This window comes from Aeromonas sp. S15(2024) (genome assembly GCF_041402265.1).
GTDB classification, from domain to species: Bacteria; Pseudomonadota; Gammaproteobacteria; order Enterobacterales; family Aeromonadaceae; genus Aeromonas; species Aeromonas dhakensis.
On the sequence record NZ_JBGLQY010000006.1, the window covers coordinates 172,092 to 188,917 of the forward strand.

Genomic DNA, 16,826 nt, shown 5'->3' on the forward strand with positions numbered 1-16,826 from the left:
CACCATGGAACTGACGAGTTGGCTGGCACTGGCCGCAATCTGCGTAATGGGCGCCATCAGCCCGGGGCCGAGCCTGGCGCTGATCATCCGCAATACGGTGCAGGGAGGGCAGGGGCACGGCGTGGCTACCGCGCTTGGCCACGGCTTCGGAGTCGGCATCTATGCGCTGATCACGGCTTTGGGTCTGGCCATCCTGATCACCCAGACCCCGCTGCTGTTTGACGTTATCCGCTACGGTGGTGCGGCGTTTCTCGCCTGGCTCGGGGTCAAGGCGCTGCTGGCCAAACCCGCCAAGGGGGAGGTGAGTGAAGAGGTGCATCAGCTGCGCGGTCGGCAAGGCGCCTTCGAAGGCTTTATGGTGGCCTTTCTCAACCCCCAGCTCGCGGTCTTCTTCATCGCCCTGTTCAGCCAGTTTGTGCATGCCGATACCGGCTGGCGCGAAGGGGGCATCATGATGCTCACCGCCGGTGGCATAGATGCGATCTGGTATGTGCTGGTGGCGCTGGTGCTCTCTCGTGGCCCCGTGCTTGCCTGGCTCAAGGCCAAGTCCTTCGTCATCGACAAGGTAAGCGGTCTGGTGCTGCTGGGGCTGGCCCTGAAGGTGGTGCTCTGATCCAATCCTGTATTTTGCGGTGATCTTAAGCGGGATCAAGGCGGGGAGGGGGGCAATGCCCTAGAGTGGCGCCCATTTGCTGTCCGCCCTGATCCCGAGACCATGCACCAGAACAAGCACCCGTTAAGCCACCACAACCGGTTGGAGCTGCTGGCTCCGGCCAAGAACCTCGCCTACGGCATCGAAGCCATCAACCACGGCGCCGATGCCGTCTACATGGGCGGCCCCGCCTTTGGCGCCCGCAGCGCGGCGGGCAACTCCATTGAGGATATCGAAGTGCTGGCGCGCCATGCCCATCGCTTCGGTGCCCAGGTCTTCGTCGCCTTCAACACCCTGCTGCACGATCACGAACTGGAACAGGCCCGGCGGCTGACCCACCAGATCTACGAAGCCGGGGCCGATGCGCTGATCGTGCAGGACATGGGGCTGCTGGCGCTCGACCTGCCCCCCATCGCGCTGCATGCCAGTACCCAGACCGATAACCGCACCCCGGAGAAGGTGAAATTTCTGCAGGATGTGGGCTTCTCCCAGGTGGTGCTGGCGCGTGAGCTGTCCCTTGCGCAGATCCGCGAGATAAGCGCCACGACCAATGTGCAGCTGGAGTTCTTTATCCACGGTGCGCTCTGCGTCTCCTACAGCGGTCAGTGCAACATCAGCCATGCCCGCACCGGCCGCAGCGCCAACCGCGGCGAATGTGCCCAGCTCTGCCGCCTGCCCTGCTCGTTGCAAAAGCCGGACGGTGAAGTGCTGGTGGCCGACAGCCACCTGCTCTCCCTCAAGGACATGGATCAGACCGACAACCTGGAGGCGCTGATCGAAGCGGGGATCCGCTCCTTCAAAATAGAGGGGCGCCTCAAGGGGCTCGACTACGTCAAAAATGTCACGGCCTGGTATCGGCAGAAGCTCGACGCCATTCTGGAGCGCCGCAGCGATCTGGTGGCCGCTTCGGCCGGCCGCTGCAGCTACAGCTTCACACCGGATCCGAAAAAGAGCTTCAACCGCGGCAGCACCGATTACTTCCTCCATGGTCGCCAGCCCGGGATCGACTCCACCAAGAGCCCGAAATATGTGGGCGAGCCGCTGGGCCGGGTTACCAGTGTCACCAGGGATGGCATCGAGATTGACGGCAAGCAGGTCACCCTCAACAACGGCGACGGTCTCGGCTTCTTCAAGCCGAACAACGAGCTGGTGGGGATGCGCCTGAACAAAGTAGAAGGTAAGCAGTTACTCCTGTCAGAGCGCATGCCTGGCTTGAAGGTGGGCACAGAAATCTACCGCAACCACGATCAGGCATTCAGCAAGGTGCTGGAGAAGGCGAGCGCCGATCGCCGCATCCGGGTCGATATGGTGCTGGCAGAGTGTGATGAGGGATTGCGCCTCACGCTCACCGATGAGCAGGGTATCAGCGCCGCCGTCACGCTCCCCTGTGACAAACAGCCGGCCGACAATCCGGAGCGGGCGCTGCAACAGGCGCGCGATCAGCTCGGCAAACTCGGCAATACCCTGTTCGTGGCGCGCAAGGTTGAGTTGGCGTTTACTCACCCGCTATTCATTGCCTCATCCATGCTCAACGGTTTGCGCCGGGATGGCATCGCCGCGCTGGAGGCTGCCCGTCTGGCCGGCTACCAGCGTCCCGAGCGGCGCATCGCGCTGCGGGATATCCACTATCCCCAGCACCGTCTCTCCTACCTTGGCAACGTGCTGAACAGCGCGGCCGAGCAGTTCTTCCGCGAGCACGGGGTGGAGCGCATCGCCCCCGCCTATGAGGCGAACAAGGAGGAGCGGGAAGTGGTGCTGATGATCACCAAACACTGTATCCGTTACAGCCAGAACCTCTGCCCGAACGAGGTGCCCGGCCTCAAGGCCGAGCCGCTGGAACTCAAGATGGGCAAGGACACCTTCCGCCTGCGCTTTGACTGTCACCGCTGTGAAATGCATGTGATGGGGAGTTTGAAACGCTGAGAAGCACGATGCCGCCAGGTTCCATGGCTCGGGCAGTGTGGCCCATTTGGAATTGAGTTATCATCCTGTGCCAGGGATCCCCAGCAAGCTGCAAGGAAGGACCTATGCTCGCACTCTCCATCGTGGCGCCCCATGGCGCCAATATTGCTTCGGGCAAGAAGACGCTCGAAGTTCGCTCGTGGTTGCCTCCCTCACTGCCCATTCGCGACCTGCTGATCGTTGAAAATGGCCGATACCTCAGCGCCGATCATCCTGGGGATTCGGCCGGTCGAGCGGTCGCCCTGGTTGATATCGAGGAGGCCCATGAGTGGCAACCCGATGAGGTGTTGGCCGCCTGCTCCGGGGGCTGGGAGCCGGGTTACTTTGCATGGCGGCTGTCCAACGTGCGTCCTGTGGTCGATGGGCCCGTGGTGCCGGCGCAGAGGAAGTTGTATGAGGTAGACGGCTCGGGCGTTCTGGGCGCACATTGCGGCTAAAACAGGGCTGGTCAGAGGAACAGGCATCGGCTTGTGGGTTGATACCCATGGAGAGTGTTATCGGAGGTGGTGAGGTGGCCGCACAGCCCCTTCGATGCTGCGCAGTGCGAGCGGCATCTACAGGGATGGCACCCCTGCTGGATTGCCGGTGCGGGGAGGTGCCTTCAAGATTTTCAATTATTGGAATTTATTCAGAAACGCCTCTAATGCCTCTCCTGGGTTCTCTTTTTCAGATGAGATCATGCTGATCCCCCATTGCTCAAGGACGGCCTCTTGTACCGGATTCGACTTGGCCGAGAAAATATACGATTTCGGCTGGGCATCACCCGCCTGGTTGGCTTTCCATAATTTGGAAAGTTTGTAAAATAAAAGCCGCAGGTTGATATCGGCCAAGCTATATCCGATAAACAGCACTGATTTACCCAGCACATCCGAACGCAGTTTTATATCCAGTGGTGTTTCGAATTCAAGTCGTTCAAAATAACTGGTCTCATCAATGACAATGGACTTGTCATCATCAAAATCACCATGAAATTTTACAACTTGTACCTTGTCACTTTTGATCCTGGTAAAGTCTGATACCGATGCGATTTTGGTAAATGGCTTGCCATAATATGCAAGGGCATGCTCTATCCAGCGATCATAGTTGGTGGTGTATATTATCGGAAAGTTAGCTTTGGCAATGTATTCATGGACTTTGGACGTTGAAATATCAATGTCAGGTGAATGCCAAACTCTGTCCATCCAGCTTCTTAAAGGGCCTATGCTGCCTTTTTGTAAACGATAATATTCTGCCAGCGCATAGTGATCGCCAAAAGATTTGTATATTTCAGGCTCATAGCCAAGATCCTTGGCGATCTTGTCGAGCAGGGTTGACCATGATGGAAGACCAAGGTTCATCGATACCCCGGCCCCAACAAAAAGAATGACGTTGCCCTGTCTAAAGGCCGATAGTAGTTGCTCCATATTTAATCTCTCCTTAATAAATATGGTTCTGCCACTATACTCGGGTTAGAAAAGTCGATGAAATCGTAAATCTGTGGTGGATATTATTTTATGATAGATAGTGTCTATGGCTTATAGGCATTACATTATCTTTCACTGATATTCTCCAGTTGCAGCAACGCCTTTTTAATCTCCAGTCCCCCCGCATAGCCGGTCAGGCTGCCGTTCTGGCCGATCACCCGATGGCACGGAATGATGATCGAGAGCGGGTTGCTGCCGTTGGCAGCCCCCACCGCCCGCACCGCATTGGGCTTGCCGATGGCGCGGGCGATGTCGCCGTAGCTGCGGGTCTCGCCGTAGGGGATGTCGCACAGGGCCTGCCAGACCGCTTGCTGAAACGCCGTGCCTCTTGGTGCGAGCGGCAGGGTGAAGCGTTGCAGGCGGCCGGCAAAGTAGGCTTCAAATTGAGCGAGAAAAGGGGCCAGCGCCGTCTTGTCCTGTTGCCAGTCGCGCATCTCGGGCAGTGCGCGCAGCCCCGCCACAAAGTCCACGTGCACCAGACCGCGCTCGTCGATGGCCACCAGCAGATCGCCGCAGCGGCTGGGCAAGAAGTCGTAACGGATCATGGGGTTGTCTCCTCTGCTTGGTTGTCGCTTGCAGCGCCGCCTGGTGCTGACTCGGTCAACAGTGCCGGCTGCTCGCTCATGGCATGCCACAGCCAGCTCGCCGCGTAGCCGCGCCAGGGCCGCCACCCTTCGCTGTGGGCCAGTACATCCTTCACCGGCAACTTGGTGCCGCCTCCCAGCGCTTTTTGCAGCACCAGATCCGAGGCGGGGAAGGCATCCGGATCCAGTCCGCAGCGCAGCCGCCAGTAGGCGACCGTCCAGGGGCCGATGCCGGGTAGCGCCAGCAGTTGTTCATCGCTGGCGCAGGTCAAGCTCAACTCGCCGCTGGCCAGCGCCTGTGCCAGCCCCTGCAGCGTTCTTATCCGGCTGCCGGGCATGCCGATACCGTCCAGATTGAGCTCGCACAGCTGGGTGGGGGTGGGCAACTGCGCCACCCCGAATTGCGCCTCGGTGCGCGCCACCAGCCGCCCGAGTATGGTGATGGCCCCCTTCACCGACACCTGCTGGCCGACGATGGCGCGCAGCATCACCTCGTACTCATCCCAGCCGGCGGGCAGCCGAACCCCCGGCCAGCGCGCCTGCAGGCGTGCCAGCAGCGGATCCTGCCCGAGCCGCGCACCGATGCGCTGCATGTCAGCATCGAGATCCCACATCCGGCGCACCCGATACAGCAGATCCGGCAGTGCGGCGGGCGGCAGATCATGGACGCTGAGCTGCAGGCTGTTCCCCTTGCCCTGGCTGATGCGTACCCGTGCGAGCCGATCGCCGACCCGGTGCAGGCGTTCATACACCTCGCCATCTACCCGCTCCAGCCCCGGAATGGCGCGCAGCCGGTAGAACGCCAGCATGGCCGCCACGTCATAAGGGGGGCGGTAGGGCAGTTGCAGCGTGAGCATCGCCCCCTCCTCGGTCAATGGCGCAGCCTGCGACAGGGCGGTGGCGTCGTCGGTTGGCTCGCTCTGACGGCGCAGCGCCCGCGGTGCCAGCCCATATGCCTGCTGCCAGGCGTCGTTGAAGCGGCGAATGCTGGCAAAGCCCGCCGCAAACGCGATGTCGGTGATGGGCAGCCGGGTTTCGGTCAGCAGCCGTTTGGCGAGCAGCAGCCGGCGCGTCTGCTCCACCTGTTTTGGCGAAGCGCCGAGGTGCTGCTCGAACTGGCGGCGCAGCGTGCGCTCACTGATGCCGGCCTGTTCAGCCAACGCGGTGAGCGAGCCTTCCGCCAGCTCGCCGCGATCGATCCGGGCCAGCAGGCGCGCCAGTGTCGGCGGCAGATCGCCGGGGGTGGCGGGCGCGAGCTCAGGCCGGCAGCGCAGGCAGGGGCGCAGGCCATGCTGCTCCGCTGCGGCGGCGCTTTGGAAGTAGCGCACGTTGTGCTCGTGCGGTGGCCGCGCCGGACAGACAGGCCGGCAGTAGATGCCGGTGGAGAGCACGCCGGTAAAGAAGCGACCGTCGAAACGTGCATCGCGGGCCAGGCGGGCGGCATGGCACTGCTCGGCGCTGAGCGGCAGGCCTGACTCATCCTCTGGGGCCGGCGGCATCGTCATGACGTGATCTGTTGGCATCGGTGGCTCCTTGCGCCGAAAACGGGGTGGGCACGGTGGCCCGGATGAGTGAGAGACTAAGCAGGAACGGGGGCTATGACTAGCCAGAAACGGACAGCAATTGAAATAAAGCCGATGCCGCGTGCACGGTATGAAAAACAGATCGGTTTGAGGGGGCAAGTGTGCGAATCTGGGCTGACAACATCCAAGGAGGAGAGAGTCATGCCAGGACCCGCACGTGCCGGTGCCCTGATCTATGCCAGGGATCCCGGCCTGCTGAGCCACTTTTATCGCACCCTGCTGCAGATGGAGATCCGCAGCCAGAGTGACGAGCTGATCGTGCAGGAAAACGCCGACATCCAGCTGTTGCTGCACGCGATCCCAGCCCCCTATGCCGAGCAGGTGGTCATCACCACGCCGCCGCAGCTGCGCGAGCAGGGCGCCATCAAGCTGTTTTTCACCGTGCCTAGCCTAGCCTCGCCTGGGCGGAAGCGAAAGCGGCCGATCTCGGTGGAGGCCTGCTGCCGCAGCAGTGGTCAGGCCCAGGCTTCGTGGTGCGCAATGCGTTTGACCCCGAGGGCAACATCCTGCAGCTGCGCGAGTTCACCGGCGTGTCGGACGGGCGCTGACACGCCACGCCGCCATGAAAAACGGGGCCGTGAGGCCCCGTTTGTTATCTGCTGGCGGGCGCGCTGGCACCTTATTTCAGATAGCGCTGTTCCAGATGGCGGCGCAGCCAGTGCGGATTCAGCGCCTCGCCGGTGGCGCGGCTGACCAGCTCGTCGGTGCCGTAGCGGCTGCCCTGGGACCAGATGTGGCGGCCCAGCCAGGCGAAGATCTCCGGCAGGCGGCCCGCCGCGATCAGCTCGCCCATGCTGCCGAGCTCCCGCTCGAGCGCGAAGCGCAGCTGCGCCGCATACATGGCACCGAGCGTGTAGCTCGGGAAGTAGCCGAACGAGCCGTCGGTCCAGTGAATGTCCTGCATGCAGCCATTCTGGTAGTTGCCCTTTGTGGAGAGCCCCAGCCACTGCTGCATCTTGGTGTCCCACAGCGCGGGGATGTCTGCCACCTCGATGCGACCTTCCATCAGATCGCGCTCCAGCTCGTAGCGCAGGATGACGTGGGCCGGGTAGGTCACCTCGTCCGCATCGACCCGGATAAAGCCGGGCTCGACCCGGTTGTAGAGCTTGACCAGGTTTGCCGGCGCCAACGCCGCCTGCTCGCCGAAGTGGGCGCGAATGTGCGGCGCCAGCAGTGTCAGGAAGGCGGGATCATGGCCGAGCTGCATCTCGCAGAACAGGCTCTGGCTCTCGTGAATGCCCATGGAACGCGCCTCGGCCACCGGCTGGCCAAGCAACTGGCGCGGCAAGCCTTGCTCGTAACGGGCGTGGCCGGTTTCGTGGACGATACCCATCAGGCTGGAGACGAACTCCTGCTCGTTGTAGCGGGTGGTGATGCGCACGTCGGTCGGCACCCCGCCGCAGAACGGGTGGCTGCTCACATCAAGCCGGCCATGGGCAAAATCGAAGCCGAGCAGCCCCATCACCTGCTGGCCGAGCGCCTGCTGGGCGGCGATGGGGAAGGGGCCTTGCGGGGTCAGGATGGTTTCGCTCTTTTGCTGCTCACTCACTTGTTGGATGAGGGAGGGCAGCCAGCCGGTCAGATCGCCGAAGATCTCGTCGAGCCGGGCGCTGGTCATGCCCGGCTCATAGAGCGCCAGCATGGCGTCGTAGGGGCGCACCCCCAGCGCCTCGGCACGCAAGGAGGCGACCTCCCGCGACAGTTTCACCACTTCTGCGAGGTTCGGGGCAAAGCCGGCCCAGTCGTTCTCCTTGCGCTGGCGGCGCCAGGCGTGCTCGCACTTGCTGCCGGCGAGCGACAGCGCCTCCACGAGATCCCCGGGCAGCAGGCTTGCATCCTGCCAGTGGCGCTTGATTTCGCGCAGGTTGGCGCGCTGGGTTTCGTCCAGCGGCTCGCTCTCGGCTTTGGCAATCCAGTCGCCCAGTTCGGGGGCGGTGCGCTTGTGGTGGATCAGCAGCCCCAGTTCGGCCATGGCCTCGGCGCGGGCTTCGTTGCCCCCCTCCGGCATCATGGCGGCCTGATCCCAGCCACAGATGGCGGAGAGGTGGGAGAGCCGGTGCAGCTGTTGCTGATGTTGTTCAAGTTTCTGATATGACATGGGATTATCCTTGTTATCGTCCCTGATGGCGTACACCCCGTACCTGGCATGCTCGGGGCCGTTCGATGCTACCACCGCTCACCGGTCGGCGCGAGCCGCCGCTCAGCCAAGCCGCTTCTGGTGGCGTTCGCGGTTCTCCGCCTTCTTGCGCTCGCTCTTGCGCAGCAGTACGTAGAGGGCGCCACCGCCGCCGTGGCGACGCTCGGCGCTGTGCATGGCCATCACCGCCGGCAGTTGCGGCAGCCAGGCGCTGACATAGCTTTTGAGCAGGGCGCGCGGCGTGCTGCGCTCCCCCTTGCCGTGCAGGATCAGCAGGCAGCGGATGTCGCGCAGTTCGCAATCTGCGATGAACTGCACCAGGCTCTGGCGCGCTTCGTTCAGGGTCTTCTGGTGCAGATCCAGGCTCGCCTGCAGCTCGTATTTGCCGAGTCGCAGCTTCTTGTAGACCCCCTCCTGCACCCCGTCGCGCTTGAAGCCGACGATGGCGTGGGGGTCGAGCATCTCGACCGCTTCCATGCTGAGGTGATCCAGGGCGAGTTGTTCGGCGGTGGCGGCCTGGCGCCGCGCCAGCTGGGCGTCGGTCGGGCTGCTGGCCGTCTGGAGGCGGACATGGTCGTTGCGAATGGGGCGCACATCGGCCACTTCATTGCGAAACAGTGAGAGTTCGTCGTTTTGAGACACGGCAGGCTCCCCGCAGGTGGAATGAGCGGCCATTATAGCGGGCGGGGGCGGATCTGAAAGTGGCGGGCGCGGCAGTGGCGCGGGTCTGCTCAGACCCTGAGCAAAGGGGAGGCGAGGGCGGGATCAGGCGATCGGGGATCGGGGATCGCCTGACGCAGGCTTATTGGCCCTCTTTCGGCGGCTTGGCGTTCATCACCTTGTAGATGAAATAAGCCGCGTAGGAACTGATCAGCAGGAAGGTACCGATAATCACCAACATGGACATCAGTCCCACGCTGTTGCCGAACATCAGGTTCATCCAAAAATCCATCTCGTGCACTCCTGTCATCCCATTGATGACAGGCATGATAGATACCTCTTTGGGAGCAAAGAGATGATCTCGATCAAGTCCCCTTGTGGTTATTTAATCGGCAGCCGGATCTGTGAGCCTCCTCCCAGTTCAAGACCCTTACGGGGCCGGTGTGGCCCCGTCGGCGCCTATTGGCGGGCAGGCTTGCGCGGGCCTGGCTCGGTGAGCGGGGTGATGCGCCAGCCCTGCTGCTCCAGCAGGGCGAGCAGCCCCTGGTCGCCGTAAAGATGCAGCGCCCCTACCACGATGAAACTCTCGTTCGGCAGGGTGGACCACTTCTTCAGCCAGTTGTGGTTGCGCTCCGCCAGCAGGGTCTGTTCCAGCCAGGCCTGCAGTTTGGGCGGTGCCATCTCCGATTTGAGCAGATTGATGAGGGTCGCCTCGTCCCCCTCTTCCCACGCCTTCATCACCTCGCCAAAACCGCGTTCGAGCTCGGGCAGTTCGTCCAGGGTGCTCTCCAGCATCAGGGTCTGGTTGTCACCGACGCTGGCGAGGTAGCCAAGCTGCTCGAGCAGGGTCTCGAAGCCGATGATGGGCTTGCCGCCGTCGGTGGCCTGTTTGGCGAAGTGCTGATCCACCCCGAGCGCGCTGCGAAAATCGGTGCGCTCCAGTGCCGCCTGGGTGAGGGTGATGGCGGCGAACCAGGGGCGCAGCGGGGCCAGCATGTTCTCGGTCAGGCCGTTCTGGCCGGCGGCGATGATGGTGCGCCGGTAGAGGTCGAGCGGTATGTGCTCCTTGAGGGTCTTGCCGTCCACCAGCCGGGTGATGGCCCCCATCTCCTGCCACTGCTGCTGGCTGATGTGGGTCAGATCGACCTCCAGCACCAGGGCGCGGCTCTGCAGCCAGGCCCGCTCTATGGGGTCGGGCAGCGGATAGAGCGAGGGCTTGCCCGCGTGGATGGAGCCCAGCAGCCAGTGCTGCTGATCGCCCTTGCTGACCCGATAGAAGGCGGGGTCGGCAAGGGCGCTCAGCGGCAGCAGCAAGCAGAGCAGGAAGGGGAGCAGCAGGCGATGGAGTCTCATGGGGCACCTTATGTCAGCAGATGGCTTCTCTTCGTCACAATAACCCCTATGATAAGTCCTCATTTGTCACAGCCAAGAGGTTTTCCCATGCCCCACCTTCGTTTCCGGGCCGTCACCGTCGACACCCTCAAGCAGATAAGCACCCCCCTGCTGACGGATCTCTGCGCCCTCACCGGGGGCAAACCTGAGTTTGTCACCCTGGAGTGCATCGACAGCCACTGGGTGCGCGGGGGGGAGCGCGAGGCCGGCTTTCCGTTTGTCGAGCTGGTCTGGTTCGAACGCCCGCAGGAGCTGCAGGACGCGGCCGCGGCACTGATCACCCGCCACCTGAAAGCGGTGCTGGGGGAGCAGACCTATGTGGTGGTGCAGGTGCTGCCCATCGTCAAGAGCTGCTATTACAGCAACGGCCAGCACTACTGAGCGGGGACGGCCAGGGATGGCGGCTTGAATGATTCAAGCCACTCTGGCGCTGCACTCTGGTGCCGGTTGGTGGGGATGAGACGAGAGGCGACGATGCGCGTCGTCGCCTCTGGTTGCCAGTAGTGTGCGGGCGTGCCGGGGGGCGAAGCGGTTGCCGTCAGGCCGACTTGGCGAGGATCCGGTCGAGCAGGCGGCTTGGCAACAGGCGGCGCAGCACCCCGAACAGCCGGGTCGGGAAGGTGACCGGGTAGCGGTGTTTTGGGCGCGGGCTGCCGAGTGCATGCAGCAGCGGTGCGATGCAGGCTTCGCTTGGCAGGGTAAAACCGCGGGCACCCCCTTCGCGCTCCAGCCGGCTCAGGGTCTGCTGGTAGGCGGCCTGATGGCGGCTGGTTGCGGGATCTATGTGGCGCAGGAAGGCGGCGCGGGCATTGGCCCGAAAGCGGGTATCGATAGGGCCGGGCTCGATCAGGCTGATCTGCACGCCGCTGCCGGCCAGCTCCAGGCGCAGGGTATCGGTATACCCTTCCAGCGCGAACTTGCTGGCGTTGTAGGCGCCGCGATACTTCATGGCCACCAGCCCCAGCACCGAGCTGTTCTGCACGATGCGCCCCTCGCCGGCCGCCAGCATGGCCGGTAGCAACTGGCGAATGAGGTGGTGCCAACCGAACAGGTTGGTGTCGAACTGCTCGCGCAGCGCCTGGGTGGGCAGATCCTCCAGCGCGCCGGGCTGGCCGTAGGCGCCGTTGTTGAACAGGCCATACAGGCGGCCACCGGCCAGTGCCTGTGCCTCGGCCGCGCCCCGCTCTATGCTGGCTTCGTTGGCCAGATCCAGCTCGACGGCCAGCAAACCCAACTGGCGCAGCTGCGTCACGTCCTCGGCCTTGCGGGCGGAGGCGATGACGGTGTAGCCGTGCTGGCCGAGCGCCTTGGCGGCGGCCAGGCCGATGCCGCTGGAACAGCCGGTGATCAGAACGAAGCGGGACATGGTCGCATCCTTGTGGTGACGGGGCAGGCAGAAGCGCCTGCGGCTTTGCATGTTAACCCGCTGATCAGAAAAAAGAAAACCGGGCCAATCGGCCCGGTTTGCTAACTTCAACCACCTGCTTACAGGATGGTGAACGGCATGATGATGTGGAACTTGACGTCTTTCTCGGAGGCGAAGATGTTGGGGTATTCGGTCCAACCGCCGCCCTGGCTGATGTCGTTGTTGTAATCGGTGTAGTGCAGCTTGAACAGGGTGCCCTTCAGCTTGCCATCCTGCACTGTGTACATGACGTCGAAGTTGGCTGCCCATTCGGTATCTTCACCGTTGGTGGCCTTGGTGCCGTCGCCTTTCTGGATATCCCAGCCGTAGGCACCGGAGACACCGACGGACCAGCCAGGTGCGCCCACCAGGTCATCCAGGGAGCGGGTCACGCCGAAGAACAGCGCTTTTTCGTTGTTGGCGTTCCAGTCGGAGCGGGAGTCCCACCAGATTTCGTTCGCGCCCTGGGAGTTGCCGTAGCCACGGGTCAGACGGGGCAGGTAGTTGCCTTCGTTACCCTCGGCCTTGGTCCACAGACCTTCCAGACGGAAGCCGTACGGGCCCATGCCCCAGGCGGCGGTCAGCGCTTGCTGCCATGCCAGGCCGTCGTAAGTCTCGATGTCGGCACCGCCCTTCTGATAGGTCTCGGTGTCGGAGCCGTAGAACTGGTAGCTGGTGGAGAGGCCGCCCAGCACGTCAAACTTGTGGGCCAGCTTGAAGTGGTAGCTGTCCATGTAGTTTTCGGAGTTACCGTAAGAACCGGTAATGGAGGTGCCGTTTTCGAAGGTGTAACGCGCCGCTACGCCCTGGATGTAGTCGATGACGTTTTCATCGGCGAACGGATCCATCCATGCCTTGGCGCGGGAGAACTTCTGGGTCTCCTTGTACCAGGGGGATTTGTACTCGTCGGCGATGGCGTAGGTCAGGTAGAGGCCGCCGAAGTTGCCTTCAATCTGGCCACCACGGTAGGTACCCGGCTGATAGGACCAGTTCACGCCGATCACGCCCGGTACGTAGAGCTGGGTCAGACCGCCCTTGGCGGTGAGGGCACCGTCCAGCGCCTTGAATTTCAGTGAGGCGTTGGCCAGGCTGAAGCCGCCTTCCGGGGAACCGTCCTTGTAGTTTTCGCCCCATTTGTTGCCGGCGAAGGAGAATTCGTTCTCCTGGTTGACCGGGTGGTTCTCGGTCACGGCCAGGTCATAGGCACCGAAACCGCCCACATCGATACCCACCACGTCCCAGGCGTAGCCGGAGTTGAAGTTCAGGGAGGCCTGGGTGGTGGCGTGGCTCAGGTTGGACTGGTACTTGCCTTCTTTGTTCTTGGCAGTGGGGTCGCCGTCGATACGCTGACGATCACGCTGGAAGTAGAAGAGGCCACCGTTGAGTTTGCCTTCTTCATAGAATTTGCTGGCGGCGGCTGCATAGGTGGGACCTGCTTCGTCGGCAGCCAACACCATACCGGGGGCGAGCATGGCAGCAACGACGGCTGCGCTCAATGCGGCACGTTTGAAGATCACTTTTTCCATTTTGTATTGCTCCTGATTTTATGGACTTAGCTTTTTTGTCCGGCAGTCAGGCAGGTGCCCGCCGCTCGGTATTGGCATTGCAATCAAGACCCCGAAGGGCAAAAAGTTCGAGTATGTCGGCTGCGGCCGCGACGTCTTGGCACATCTGCGGTGGGTGCAGTTCTGTTCATCACATATTTTGTTTTTTTGTGTTCCGATACTTGGCTATCGGACAGCTCAAGAGTACGTTCGCGGTGCGAAATATCAATGGAAAGTTCCCACCAAGTTTCAAAAATATGACCGAGTGCAAATAATCATGACGCTCGTTGTGGACACTCCCAGCCCGCTCATAACGGCGATGACAACGTTTTCAGATGAAATTGCCGGCCGATCCGGACGGATCGCACTGTGCAGAGGGATCTTTCCTCGTTAACCTGCGGATAACAGATAATTTTGTGCCACAAAAAAAGATAAACCCCTGCGCGATGGCAGGGGCTGGGTTGGGGGAGCCGGCTGAACCGGCGCGGCTCAGGCCTGGTGGCCGAGGATGCGCGGGATCTGGCTGGCCTGGTGGTGGATGTGCTCCGACACCTGCACCGAGAGGCGGCTGCCCTGGCGGGCGTGCTGGCTGATGCGGCCGATGAGATCGGCAAAACTGGCCAGCTTGTGCTCCTGGCTCTTGGCGTTGTCGGCCCCCTGCAGGGCGATGACTGCCGTGCTGCGCGCCATCTCCCGCACCGCCTGGGTGGTCTGGCGCAGCTGCTCCGCCTGTTGACGCTGGGCGGCGGCCTCTGCGGTGATCCGCGCCAGCACGGTGCCGAGCTGATCCCCCGCCTGGGTCAGTCTGGTCAGGATCTCGGTGATCTGGCCAAGGGAGCGCTGGGTATCGGCGGAGAGGTGGCGCACCTCGTCGGCCACCACCGCAAAACCGCGCCCCTGTTCCCCGGCCCGGGCCGCCTCGATGGCCGCGTTGAGCGCAAGCAGATTGGTCTGCTGGGAGATGTGGCCAATAACGTCGACGATGGCGGTCACATCTTCCACCGAACGCTTGAGCTGAGCCAGGGCGCCACCGCTCTCGTCGATGGCGAGCCCGGTCTGGGCGGTGGCCTGCAACATGCCCCCCACCAGCTGCTCGCTCTGGCTCATGGAGTGCTCGTTGTGCTGGGCGTGCTGCGCTATCTCGGCGGCCACCTGGTGTACCTCGCCGGCCAGCTGGTTCAGCTCGCTCATCATCAGATCGCTCTCGTCCACCGCCTGCTCCGTGGTGCGGGTGCTGTGATGGATCTCCTGCACCTGGTTGACCATCCCCTGCAGGCTTTGCGACACCGCCGACAGCTGGCCCTCTTTCTGCTGCTGATCCTGTTGCAGGCGCAGGATGAGGCGGTTGTAGCTGGCGACGATGTCGGTCAGCTCGTTGCGCTCGCGCCCCTCTGGCAGGGTCTCGGCCTGCCCGGTCTCGTCGAGCTGCAGAAAGGCCGCGCGCAGGCGCAGCAGCGGCCTGACCAGCCAGCGGCGCTGCACCAGCGCAAACAGCAGGGCCACCAGCACCAGACAGAGTGCCAGGCTGCCGAGGATGACGGCCAGCCGCTGGTTGACCGCCTGGCGGGCGGCGGCCAGTTCGCTGCCCATCTGGCCGGTGGCTTGCAGCATCTGGTCAATGTCCTGCTGCACCGCCTGGCGCGCCTGCTGCTGTTGTTGCAGCGCCTTGCGGCTGTTTTCCAGCTCCTGCGGGTAGCGCTTGAGCAGGGAGATCAGCTCGGCCTTGGGAAGATCCCCCAGCTCCTTGCGCTCCGGCTCCCCCAGGGTGAACTCGTCGGCGGGAGGCGCCTCGAAAAGCGCCAGGCTCGGCAGAGCCGCCAGCTGCTCGGCCTGTTTTTGCAGGGCCGCCAGCTCGAATTGCAACCCTTCCAGCAGCTTGGGGCTGGCCTGCTCCATGTAGTTCTGGCGCAGGTGAGCGAGCCCGGGCAGGGCCGCCAGCAGGTCGCCGGCCAGCTGGCGATAGCGCTCGGCGCTGGCCGGGTCGCTTCCCGTCGCCCCTTGCTGACCGTATCGCAGCAGCGCCCTGGCCTGATCGGTCAGCTCGTTCTCGGCATTTTGCAGCAGCCACTGGCTGTTGCCGGAGAGCTTGCCCGCCGCCAGATAGTCGCTGTCGATGCGCGCTCCCATCTGCTCGAGCAGGGTGCGCAGCGGGGCAGTGAGCGCCCCATCTTGCTGGGAGAGCTGGGCGAGCGCCTGTTTGCGTACCCCTTCGGCCTCGGTCAGCCGCAGCGGATCGCCGCTGGCGAGGTAGTCGCGCAGGGTGCCCTGCAGGGTACCGGTGAGCCGCTGCTGCAGTCGTTCGTGCTGGTGCTGGGCCAGCTCGGCCTGGTTGAGCTGTTGCCAGCCGTGCCAGAGGGCAGCGACCTGCACGGCGGCGACCAGCAGCAGAGCGAGAGAAGAGAGGGAGGCATAATGGGCAATTTTCACGGCAGCATTCCTGCTTGTTGAACCACGGCGATGGGCGTCGGCGTGAGCTTAAGCAGCAGAGATGGCGCTTTTATGACAGTCAACCCGGCGGCCCGGACTGACTGTCGAGAGGGCTGGCTTACGGCCGCAGGGCAGGGGCCTCCTGCTGCTGGCGGGCAGGGGGCTTGCCCAGCATGCCGAGCAGGGCGCCGCCCATGATGAGGGCGCCGGCCAGCAGGTGGCGGGGGGTCAGTTGCTCGCCGTTGAGCAGCACCAGCAGTAGGGTGCTCAGCAGCGGCGTCAGATAGGCCAGCGCCCCGATCCGGCGCGGATCCCCGTCTCGCAGCGCCAGATACCAGGTGACGAACGCCGCCCCCATGGGACCGAGTGCCAACCCTATGATGAGACCCCAGTCACCGGCCGGAATTTGAGCCACCGGCAGAGGTCCCTCCAGCAGCCAGGCCAGTAGCAGCGCCAGCAGCCCGGCGGGCAGGCAGGCCGCCGCCGTCATCACCGCCGGGGCCGGCGGCAGCCGGCGCGACAGCACCGAGTAGGCGCCCCAGACGATGGCGGCCCCCAGTGCCAGCAGATAGCCCGGCAGATAGGCCTGTTGCAGCTGCAGCTCGCCGTTCACCATCACCAGTACCGAGCCGGCCAGACCCAGGGCGCCGGCCAGCAGGTGACGGCCGTGCAGCGGGTGACCCGGCAGCAGCAAGGGGGTGAACAGAATGATGAACAGCGGCCAGAGGTAGTTGATGAGGTTCGCCTCCAGCACGGGGGCGTGGCGAAAGCTCATGAACAGCAGCAGGTGGTAGAGCAGCAGGGCGCTGATGGTCACCAGCCAGTTGACCGGACGAGCCCGCCACTGACGCCAGAACGGCAGGGCTCCCACCCCGCAGAAAAACAGCACCAGCCCCACCAGCACCAGCGGCGACACGCTGGTGACCCGGGAGGTGAGCGCCGCCAGCGAGGCCCATAGCACTATGGTCAGCAGCGCCAGCCCGGTGGACTTGTCGCACCACGAAGCAGCAGACATCC

15 protein-coding genes and 1 pseudogene are annotated in these 16,826 nt (G+C 63.3%); 5 read left to right on the top strand and 11 right to left on the bottom strand.

What is annotated here, in order from left to right; all coding sequences use genetic code 11:
• Positions 1-4: 4 nt before the first annotated feature.
• The 3 genes from ACB033_RS14355 (at position 5) to ACB033_RS14365 (ending at position 3,051) form a co-directional block, all read left to right on the top strand.
• Positions 5-613, top strand: coding sequence for a LysE family translocator (locus ACB033_RS14355; RefSeq protein ID WP_162519864.1), 609 nt, complete (start codon positions 5-7; stop codon positions 611-613).
• A 102-nt stretch (positions 614-715) separates the two neighbouring features.
• Complete coding sequence (locus tag ACB033_RS14360) at positions 716-2,575, top strand: U32 family peptidase (RefSeq protein WP_139431486.1); 1,860 nt, start codon at positions 716-718, stop codon at positions 2,573-2,575.
• A gap of 104 nt (positions 2,576-2,679) precedes the next feature.
• Positions 2,680-3,051 (top strand): ASCH domain-containing protein, encoded by a 372-nt coding sequence (locus ACB033_RS14365; protein ID WP_139431485.1) that lies wholly within the window; start codon positions 2,680-2,682, stop codon positions 3,049-3,051.
• A 177-nt stretch (positions 3,052-3,228) separates the two neighbouring features.
• Here the strand turns inward: ACB033_RS14365 and ACB033_RS14370 are convergent, their stop codons facing one another.
• The 3 genes from ACB033_RS14370 to ACB033_RS14380 form a co-directional block, all read right to left on the bottom strand.
• Positions 3,229-4,017 carry an SIR2 family protein gene (locus tag ACB033_RS14370; protein ID WP_139431484.1) on the bottom strand — a complete coding sequence of 263 codons (789 nt, stop codon included), beginning with the start codon at positions 4,015-4,017 and terminating at the stop codon, positions 3,229-3,231.
• 125 nt (positions 4,018-4,142) lie between these two features.
• Positions 4,143-4,622 (bottom strand): methylated-DNA--[protein]-cysteine S-methyltransferase, encoded by a 480-nt coding sequence (locus tag ACB033_RS14375; protein ID WP_139725300.1) that lies wholly within the window; start codon positions 4,620-4,622, stop codon positions 4,143-4,145.
• On the bottom strand, positions 4,619-6,184 hold the full coding sequence (locus ACB033_RS14380; RefSeq protein ID WP_371140566.1) for an AlkA N-terminal domain-containing protein: 1,566 nt from the start codon (positions 6,182-6,184) through the stop codon (positions 4,619-4,621). The genes ACB033_RS14375 and ACB033_RS14380 overlap by 4 nt, the downstream gene beginning before the upstream one ends.
• A gap of 201 nt (positions 6,185-6,385) precedes the next feature.
• On the opposite strand from ACB033_RS14380, the pseudogene ACB033_RS14385 reads away from it, so the two are divergent.
• Positions 6,386-6,792: pseudogene (locus ACB033_RS14385) on the top strand (glyoxalase/bleomycin resistance/dioxygenase family protein).
• A gap of 71 nt (positions 6,793-6,863) precedes the next feature.
• Here the strand turns inward: ACB033_RS14385 and ACB033_RS14390 are convergent.
• The 4 genes from ACB033_RS14390 to ACB033_RS14405 all read right to left on the bottom strand — a co-directional run bounded on the left by ACB033_RS14390 (position 6,864) and on the right by ACB033_RS14405 (position 10,394).
• A complete protein-coding gene (locus ACB033_RS14390) occupies positions 6,864-8,342 on the bottom strand; it encodes a carboxypeptidase M32 (protein WP_371140567.1) in 1,479 nt (492 codons plus the stop codon).
• 102 nt (positions 8,343-8,444) lie between these two features.
• On the bottom strand, positions 8,445-9,023 hold the full coding sequence (gene smrA, locus ACB033_RS14395; protein WP_010634865.1) for a DNA endonuclease SmrA: 579 nt from the start codon (positions 9,021-9,023) through the stop codon (positions 8,445-8,447).
• Between the two features lie 160 nt (positions 9,024-9,183).
• Positions 9,184-9,333 carry a DUF3149 domain-containing protein gene (locus ACB033_RS14400; RefSeq protein ID WP_010634864.1) on the bottom strand — a complete coding sequence of 50 codons (150 nt, stop codon included), beginning with the start codon at positions 9,331-9,333 and terminating at the stop codon, positions 9,184-9,186.
• Between the two features lie 167 nt (positions 9,334-9,500).
• A complete protein-coding gene (locus tag ACB033_RS14405) occupies positions 9,501-10,394 on the bottom strand; it encodes a TraB/GumN family protein (protein WP_017779193.1) in 894 nt (297 codons plus the stop codon).
• An 87-nt stretch (positions 10,395-10,481) separates the two neighbouring features.
• Between ACB033_RS14405 and ACB033_RS14410 the strand changes: the two genes are divergently transcribed.
• Complete coding sequence (locus tag ACB033_RS14410; protein WP_368204492.1) at positions 10,482-10,814, top strand: DUF1904 family protein; 333 nt, start codon at positions 10,482-10,484, stop codon at positions 10,812-10,814.
• Positions 10,815-10,971: 157 nt separating this feature from the next.
• Here ACB033_RS14410 and ACB033_RS14415 read toward each other — a convergent pair whose 3' ends face one another.
• From ACB033_RS14415 to ACB033_RS14430, 4 genes are all read right to left on the bottom strand, one after another.
• A complete protein-coding gene (locus tag ACB033_RS14415; RefSeq protein ID WP_017782052.1) occupies positions 10,972-11,799 on the bottom strand; it encodes an SDR family oxidoreductase in 828 nt (275 codons plus the stop codon).
• 119 nt (positions 11,800-11,918) lie between these two features.
• Positions 11,919-13,364, bottom strand: a complete 1,446-nt coding sequence (locus ACB033_RS14420; RefSeq protein ID WP_005303739.1) for an OprD family outer membrane porin — start codon at positions 13,362-13,364, stop codon at positions 11,919-11,921.
• Between the two features lie 507 nt (positions 13,365-13,871).
• On the bottom strand, positions 13,872-15,809 hold the full coding sequence (locus ACB033_RS14425; RefSeq protein ID WP_139725311.1) for a methyl-accepting chemotaxis protein: 1,938 nt from the start codon (positions 15,807-15,809) through the stop codon (positions 13,872-13,874).
• 118 nt (positions 15,810-15,927) lie between these two features.
• On the bottom strand, positions 15,928-16,824 hold the full coding sequence (locus ACB033_RS14430) for a DMT family transporter (protein ID WP_139725313.1): 897 nt from the start codon (positions 16,822-16,824) through the stop codon (positions 15,928-15,930).
• Between the last annotated feature and the right edge of the window lie 2 nt (positions 16,825-16,826).